Genomic DNA, 7,859 nt, shown 5'->3' with positions numbered 1-7,859 from the left:
AGAGAAAGCAAGAGAAATAGCAAAAGCTAAAGAAGAAGAGAAAGCAAGAGAAATAGCAAAAGCTAAAGAAGAAGAGAAAGCAAGAGAAATAGCAAAAGCTAAAGAAGAAGAAAAAGCAAGAGAAATAGCAAAAGCTAAAGAAGAAGAAAAAGCAAGAGAAATAGCAAAGGCTAAAGAAGAAGAGAGAGCGAAAGAAGTATCTAAAAACAACATACAGTCTGCTAAACGTGAATTAACGGTAGTAGCGACAGCGTATACTGCTGATCCAAGTGAAAATGGTACATATGGTGGACGCGTATTAACTGCGATGGGGCATGATTTAACGGCAAATCCGAATATGAGAATTATTGCAGTTGACCCGAAAGTAATCCCATTAGGATCTAAAGTATGGGTAGAAGGCTATGGAGAAGCGATCGCTGGTGATACTGGAAGTGCAATTAAAGGTAATCGTATTGATGTTTTAATGGGTTCAAAAAGTAAAGCTATGAATTGGGGAAGACAAACTGTTAAAGTGAAAATTTTATAATAACAATAATTATCCAAATAGAAGTCAGTTCTCTTTATTGAGGCTGGCTTTTATTTTTTTAGTAGAAGGATAATAGGATTTTTAAAGGGCTTATTACTAAATCTGTAATTAAGTTACCAGCTTCATTACCAAAAACAACGGTAAAGCTTATAAATATGAAAAATGAAGATATACCTACAGATGAAGATAGTTACTGGGAAGCTTTTGACTTGTTCGGTTCTGAATATGTATGTAGATTATTAGGGGTACCGTTATATGATAATCTTCCAAAGGATTTGGCGTGTCCAACTTGTGCGAAAGAGATGAAATATGTTGCTACAATTACTCAAGATATTGAGGAACGTGGACTTATTTCAGTAGTTGATTTCCAGTTTGGGGAAATGAATATATACTATTATTTATGTATAGATTGTTCAATTATAAAAACGGAAACACAAAGTACATAACAAGACTAACATATTATATTAGTCTTGTTTTTGTATCGCAACATCATTAAGAATCGCATCAAATATATCTTTTTGCGTAAAGTTATCTGTAAAAATAGTTTCTCTGGCAACCTCAATTGTATCGTGCGGATTATACCATTTTTGTAGGGAATCCTCACCAAATTCATGTCGTTTGTCTCTTGTGTTATGTCGTCTAATAGTTTCCTCTAATGATAAATCAAAGTAATATGCAAGTGCATTTTCATCAAAATAACGAATTAATTCTTTTAACATCTCACCATACCTATGACTGTTCAATATACCTTCTAAAATAACAAATTCACATTTTCCTTTTCCGTACTTCGTAATTTCAAATAGTAAATCATGTGATAAATTACCCATTGTGTCGTGTACTCTAAGCATATCTCTACGTACAACATCCTGTGATACTAAAAGTGTTCCTTGTCCGAAATGTTCTTGTAGTTGTTTTGCAATCGTTGTTTTACCACTTGCGGAGTTTCCTCTAAGAATGATTAAAGTGGATGTAAGTATAGGATTAGACATAATGTATTTCCCCCCAACAGCATTAATTATATAGAAAATTTTAACAAATAAAGTGAGGAAAGTGTATAATTAATATGATGGATATTTAAGGAGGGGGTAAGATGGGAGATATATTAAAAAATGCACAACCTATATGGAAACGGACTTGGTTTCGTTATCTAGGGGCATTTTTTATTGTTCAGTTACTGTTTACCCCGCATTAAAGGGCAGTAAGACCCCCACCTCAAAATTCAGCGAAAGCGAAGAAGTTAGGTGGGGGGATCAACTGCCCGTAAAAGCCCGATTGGTTCAACTAATAATCAGTGGGGGATGAACAAAACCCCCACTGATTAAAGTTTCACTTTATTTTGTGTGAAATCACTGCGTGGGCGCCAAACTTTAGGCCAGGCGGAGAGTTTTTTAATAGAATATTAAATTCTCAATTTTTCACTGAATGGTTCACACTCTATACAATCCCGCAACTTAACGTATTTACAGCATTTTTTGCGATTACATTACTACCATATGCATTAGTAGGTGCAATGAAAGATGTAACAGCAAGAAAAAATATAAAGAAATAATAGAGGTATAATATGCTTTTTCAAAAAGAAGGTTTATTGATTAGATACGTAATGGAAGATGATGCATCTATCATTTCTAAATGGTTAACGGACCCAGCAGTCCTGCGGTATTACGAAGGACGAGATAATCCGCAATCTGTAGAAAAGGTGCTTGATCATTTTATACATAGTCCAGACAGTAATGAAAAAAGATGTTTAATAGAATTTGATACCATTCCGATTGGTTACATACAAATGTACCCAGTGGATTCAGAGTGGAAAGCGTTATATGGCTATAAAGAATCACAAAATGTATGGGGTATGGACCAATTTATCGGTGAACCAGCCTATTGGGGAAAGGGAATTGGAACAAAACTCGTTCAGGCAGCAATTACATATATTATGGGTGAAATGGGAGCAGAAGCAATTGCAATGGATCCGAAAGTAAATAATGAACGAGCAATAAAGTGTTATGAAAAAAGTGGATTTAAAAAAGTAAAGATTTTAAAGGAACATGAGTTGCATGAGGGGAAATTAGAAGATTGTTGGATGATGGAATATAAACAATAATAATGGCTTATACAAATAAAGGGGGATGTGTGAAATGAAAAAAGCATTAATCGTAATTGATGTGCAAGCGGGTATGTATACAGCTGGAATGCCAGTACATAATGGGGGAAAGTTTTTACAAACATTGCAAGAGCTTATTAGGGAATGTCGTTCAAATGATATTCCAGTTATTTATATCCAACATAACGGTCCTAAAGACCATCCGTTAGAAAAAGGTACGGATGGATGGCGAATCCATGCGGCCATCGCTCCGCAAGAAGGAGATAATATAGTTGAAAAGACAACTCCAGATTCATTCCATAATACAAACTTAAGCGAAGTGTTACAAGAGAAAGGAATTGAACATGTTATTCTTTCGGGAATGCAAACAGAGTATTGTGTAGATACGACAACGCGCAGAGCATGTAGTGAAGGGTATAAAGTAACGTTAGTGAGTGATGCGCATAGTACATTTAATACAGAAGTGTTACGTGCTGAAGATATTGTGAAACATCATAACGCAGTATTGGGAGCGTTTGCGGATGTTGTTGCAGTAAAAGACTTAAAAGTGGCTGCCTCTAAATAAGAGGCAGTTTTTTATTAGAAAAAATAGCGTCAAATATTGTTAGTAAGTCGGTATTTTGAAATAATCACTTATATAATTTCACGTACCATAATGAAAAAATACAAAAAAGGAGCACCACATAATTAAAAAGGGCGCTCCTGCATTAAAACGTTACTTTTTCTTATCTTTATCCAATATATTTTGTTCTTCAGCAAACTCTGTACCATATGCAAAGCGGCGATTAATACGAATGTTATCATTGTTGTGCCTTGTATGAGAGTTAGAGAAGCGATGAACGATTACTTCAGATAAAGTGAAGACGATGGCAGAAAGGATACTGCCCCATGCAATTTGCATATAGTTGTCTAATAAAATATTACCGAAAATCCATACGCTTAAATATGTTAATAAGAAATCCGACATAATGGCACCAGTATTGCCAATTCGATTTAAAATAATTTTATCAACGAACATGTAGGATACGATTGTAACAAAGAGACTGAATGAAATAATTTGAACAAACGTTGCAGGGAAAAATAAAGCAAGCCCAATGCTAAATGCGATAATGCACGATATAAACTTGATAAGCACTACTGTGAAATCATTCAAAATTTACACCTCCGATTTATACATAGTTTTTCAATAAATTCTGGAGTTCATACATTGTAACGGATTTATTTACATAAAACTTTTTCATGTTCGGAATTTAGTCTAAATATTATAAAAACAATGAAAAAATGTTATAGTAAAATGAGAGTGTATGACATTTTTAGGTAAGGGGGAATCCAAGATGTGGATTACTTCAGAAGTAGAAATTCCAGATGAGTTAATTGATCACCTTGAGCAAGGAAAGTTAGTGTTATTTGTTGGAGCGGGAGTTTCTATGAAAGGGAAATCAAACTTACCGAATTTTGATGATTTAGTTGATGAAATTGCAAAAACGTTATATGTCGAAAAACGTGAAATAACAGAGCCACATGATTATTATCTTGGCAAAATTGCGAAAACAAAAGATGTACATCAAGTCGCAAGAGATCTCGTTCATATAGAGAAATCAAAACCGAATCCATTGCATTATGCAATTCCAAGGTTATTTCCTTTAGATACAGATATCCGCATTGTAACAACAAATTTTGATCAACATTTTACAACTGCAATTAAAGAAATAAATAGAGATATCAATGTTTATTACGCTCCAGCTTTACCGACTGGGAGAGCTTTTAAAGGTCTTGCTTACATACATGGTAATGTAGAACAGGAGAAAGAGGCTTTAATTTTAACAGATGGTGATTTTGGAAGGGCTTACTTAACGGAAGGGTGGGCGAGAAGGTTTTTAGTTGATCTATTCTCAAATTACACCGTTTTATTCGTTGGATATAGTCATAATGACCCAGTAATGAAATATTTAGCAACTGGTTTACCACCAAGTACAAGACGATTTGCTTTTGTCGCACAAGGAGAAAATACATACCACTGGGAACATTTAGGGATAAGACCAATTGTGTATCCGAATAAGGTGAATAATCATCAATCCCTTGTAAAAGCGGTAAAACGCTGGGCTGAATTAATGGGTGATAATTATATTACGAAAAGAATGCGTATTCGGGATATTGTAACGGTTCCCCCGTCAGTAGAACAGGAACAATTATCATACATAAAGCAATCAATTAAAAAAATTGAAACAGTACGTTACTTTGTGGAATTTGCTCATGATTATGAATGGGTCGAATGGTTAGAAGCAGAAGGTAAATTACAAAATTTGTTTATGTTTACGCCAAACTATAATGAAGTAGATGAATTACTTGCAGAATGGTTAGTGGAACAATTTCTTTTTAGTCATCAGAAAGAATTATTTCAATTAATTTATAAAAACTATTCTAAAATATCACCGTTATTATGGAGAACAATTTGTAACTACTTAAACGAAACGAAGAGTAAGATGGACCCGTTGTTGTTTGCAAGGTGGACACTCCTTTTATTAGAAACAGCTGAAAAAGATAGTAGCTCTATAGAAAAGATTTCTAAGTTACTGCAAAAATGTTCTTTTCCTGAGCATAAAGAAATTGCCTTATTGTTACTAACTTTTATTTTAGACGGAAAACTGAAGTTGAAACGTGTAAGGAAATGGGGAAATGATACGCAAGAATCAATAGAACTCGAGGAATCGAGTCGCTTACCAGTATCTACATTTTCTCATGTGGAGCAAATTTGGAACGAAAAGATGAGGCCATATATCGCTTATTATGCTGTTCCAATTATGATGATTGGATTAGAAAAATTGAGAATGTTGTCGTTAAGACAAACGGCACTGAAAAAAAGAAATAAGGAAAATGTAGAGAAAGAGTTTCATCAAAATGACCTTGCATTTTTAATACGAATTGTAAAAGAGTGTCTAACTTATTTATGCGAAAACAATGAGAAAAAAGCGGATTATTATATTACAGAAATGATAGAAGCAAATAGTGTACTTCAAAAGCGAATTGCAATTGATGCGATGAATAAAAATATTTTTGTTCGTGTAGATGACAAAATGAAATGGTTGTTACATGAAGGACTTCTTTTAGATTTCACTTATAAACACGAAGTTTTTCAACTTTTAAAAAGGCATTATGCACATTGTTTAGAAAAAACAAAAGAAGAAGTCACTCGAACTGTAATAAAGCATCTTACAGAAGAGAGGGTATTTGATGCATGTCTCGTATTAGACTTATTATTCAAGTGTGATTCGAATAGCCCATCTACGGCAAATGGGTATGAGTTAATGAAGCAAAAGCATCCTCATTTTCATTCTGAACGATACAGTGTACAAAAGAAAGAGGATACAGCAGAAAGCATTACTTGTAATGTAACTGCTGACGGATTATTGCAGCTGAAAGATGTTGAAATTATGAAGCAAGTTCAGCAATTTTCGCAAGATGGTGTTTTTGAACAACGCCATTTTTTAGAGATGTTATCAAAAGCATGTAAATTAAACACAGAGTGGAGTATTTCATTTGCATACCAATTAGTAGGAGTGCAAGAAATAAGTAATGAAGTATGGTTTGTTTGTATTAGAGAATGGCGAAATAATCGGGGATTGACGAATGAGCAAATCCAAAAAATTATTCCGCTATTGCAGAAATTTGTTAGAAATACTGCTTTTCATTGGTTAATTAGTAGTTTTCTATATGAAATTAGTAATCGACTAGAAGAGTTAGAAGAGAATAGTATACGTGTTGTAAAACGATTTGCTTTTTCAGTGTTTCCTCAAGTTATGAAGAGTGATACAGACTTTAAGCTTGGGAAACAAGATTTTTATAATGAATCAATTCAGCATCCAGTTGGAAAAATGACGGCTGTATTATTAAAGTTGTTATCATATGATCATTTATACGATCGTAATGTATATGAATATTTATTTTTATTTGAAGAACAAGTAAGAGTTAATTCGGAACGAACAAACTTTATGTTTGCTCGTTTAATAGCAGATATTACATTCCTATATCATATTGAAAAACAATGGTGCCGAAAATATTTGTTACCATACTTAGATTTAAAAAAACAAAATGAGATTACGGAATATGCATGGGCCGGCTTATGTTACACGCAAATAAATCTACCTTTATTTACAGAAATGAAGCGATTTATTAAGTATGCGATAGAACATTTGGAAGTATTACATCCGAATACGAGAGAAGCTTTCTTGAAATGGCTTAGCTTTGTATTTATTAAATGTGTACTATATTGGGAGCAAAAAACAGATTGGTTATACCCGTTACTCATACTAGAAAATGAAGAAAATAAAATTAAGTTTATGCAGTTTTTATGCTATTACGTCAAAACATTAAGTGTAAAAGAACAACAAAAATTTTGGACAGCTTGGCTCAGTGTATTTTTGCGAGAACGACCAAAAATGGGTGAGATAACTGCAAGAGAATATGTAATGCTTTTACGTATTATTTTATACATGGATGAAATATTAGAAAAAGGATTATGTATTATGTCTCGTGCATTTTCAAGTGTACATGGTAAATGCGCAGGTGAGGAAATGAAGCAGTTATTGATTGAAATGCTTCATAAAAAAGAAAGTATGAAAGCGCATAAAGAAATATTTGCAAATGTGTTTTTTATTTTACTACAAACATGTCACGAAGCCGTTTTATTTGAAAAAGAAATCATAAAAATAAAAGAATTATTAGTTCAGTATGAAGTAGAGGAATATGTTTTACATTTACTAGAAAATGAAATAATTCGCATAGGAATTGTAATGGGTGATTTACAAAAAGAATTATAGGACGAAAGTGGAATTTTAAAAAATATATAAAAAGTTGTTGACAGTGTTTTGAAAAGCGTTCTATAATACGAATCATACTTATTCAATTTCAAAAACATTTGAATAAACAAAGTGCAATGAAGAGATCACAGTAGTGGTTAGTCTTACTGTAACAGAGAGCTGGTGGTTGGTGTGAACCAGTACAGGGATAATCATGAATTACAGTCTTGGAGCATCTTTTTCGTAATAAAGATAGTTTTTCTTTATGAGGAAAAAGCGGTCAATTGATCGTTAACAGTGAAGAGAGGTAGACGGAAAGTTAGTCTACAACTAGGGTGGTACCGCGATAAATATCGTCCCTACTGATTTATTCAGTAGGGACTTTTTGTATTTTAGTGGTCCAACTTGAAAATTAAATAGTCATGCATTGAAAGGAAAA

At 33.3% G+C, this 7,859-nt stretch carries 7 protein-coding genes, 2 pseudogenes and 2 other annotated features (1 of these 11 only partly in view); of the genes and pseudogenes, 7 read left to right on the top strand and 2 right to left on the bottom strand.

The features are described from left to right. Together ACUN13_RS16890 and ACUN13_RS16885 are read left to right on the top strand one after the other, a co-directional pair. On the top strand, nucleotides 1-526 hold a 526-nt coding region (locus ACUN13_RS16890; protein WP_242300371.1), incomplete at its 5' end, for a 3D domain-containing protein. Nucleotides 527-636: 110 nt separating this feature from the next. Next, nucleotides 637-972: pseudogene (locus ACUN13_RS16885) on the top strand (hypothetical protein); the annotation flags it as partial. An 18-nt stretch (nucleotides 973-990) separates the two neighbouring features. Here ACUN13_RS16885 and ACUN13_RS16880 read toward each other — a convergent pair. Continuing rightward, nucleotides 991-1,515 (bottom strand): kinase, encoded by a 525-nt coding sequence (locus ACUN13_RS16880; protein WP_088345540.1) that lies wholly within the window; start codon nucleotides 1,513-1,515, stop codon nucleotides 991-993. Nucleotides 1,516-1,616: 101 nt separating this feature from the next. Here ACUN13_RS16880 and ACUN13_RS16875 point away from each other — a divergent pair, with 101 nt between their 5' ends. From ACUN13_RS16875 to ACUN13_RS16860, 4 genes and pseudogenes are all read left to right on the top strand, one after another. Then, the gene (locus ACUN13_RS16875; protein ID WP_000502345.1) at nucleotides 1,617-1,718 is read left to right on the top strand and encodes a YfzA family protein; all 102 of its coding nucleotides are present in this window, start codon (nucleotides 1,617-1,619) and stop codon (nucleotides 1,716-1,718) included. A 138-nt stretch (nucleotides 1,719-1,856) separates the two neighbouring features. Then, nucleotides 1,857-2,075 (top strand): annotated as a pseudogene (locus tag ACUN13_RS16870) (YfzA family protein); the annotation flags it as partial. 12 nt (nucleotides 2,076-2,087) lie between these two features. Then, on the top strand, nucleotides 2,088-2,624 hold the full coding sequence (locus ACUN13_RS16865; RefSeq protein ID WP_000898768.1) for a GNAT family N-acetyltransferase: 537 nt from the start codon (nucleotides 2,088-2,090) through the stop codon (nucleotides 2,622-2,624). A 34-nt stretch (nucleotides 2,625-2,658) separates the two neighbouring features. Continuing rightward, on the top strand, nucleotides 2,659-3,189 hold the full coding sequence (locus tag ACUN13_RS16860) for a cysteine hydrolase family protein (protein ID WP_000709539.1): 531 nt from the start codon (nucleotides 2,659-2,661) through the stop codon (nucleotides 3,187-3,189). A 150-nt stretch (nucleotides 3,190-3,339) separates the two neighbouring features. On the opposite strand, the gene ACUN13_RS16855 is transcribed toward ACUN13_RS16860, so the two are convergent. Further along, nucleotides 3,340-3,777, bottom strand: a complete 438-nt coding sequence (locus ACUN13_RS16855; RefSeq protein ID WP_000997702.1) for a YndM family protein — start codon at nucleotides 3,775-3,777, stop codon at nucleotides 3,340-3,342. Nucleotides 3,778-3,958: 181 nt separating this feature from the next. On the opposite strand from ACUN13_RS16855, the gene ACUN13_RS16850 reads away from it, so the two are divergent. Next, complete coding sequence (locus tag ACUN13_RS16850; RefSeq protein WP_257115421.1) at nucleotides 3,959-7,441, top strand: DUF4020 domain-containing protein; 3,483 nt, start codon at nucleotides 3,959-3,961, stop codon at nucleotides 7,439-7,441. 107 nt (nucleotides 7,442-7,548) lie between these two features. Then, nucleotides 7,549-7,784: a binding site (T-box leader), on the top strand. 54 nt (nucleotides 7,785-7,838) lie between these two features. Beyond that, nucleotides 7,839-7,859, top strand: a binding site (T-box leader) (it continues 215 nt past the right edge of the window).

Source organism: Bacillus cereus group sp. Bce041, assembly GCF_052646455.1.
Note: the sequence above shows the minus strand (reverse complement) of the source record. Positions and strands in the feature narration are given on the sequence as shown.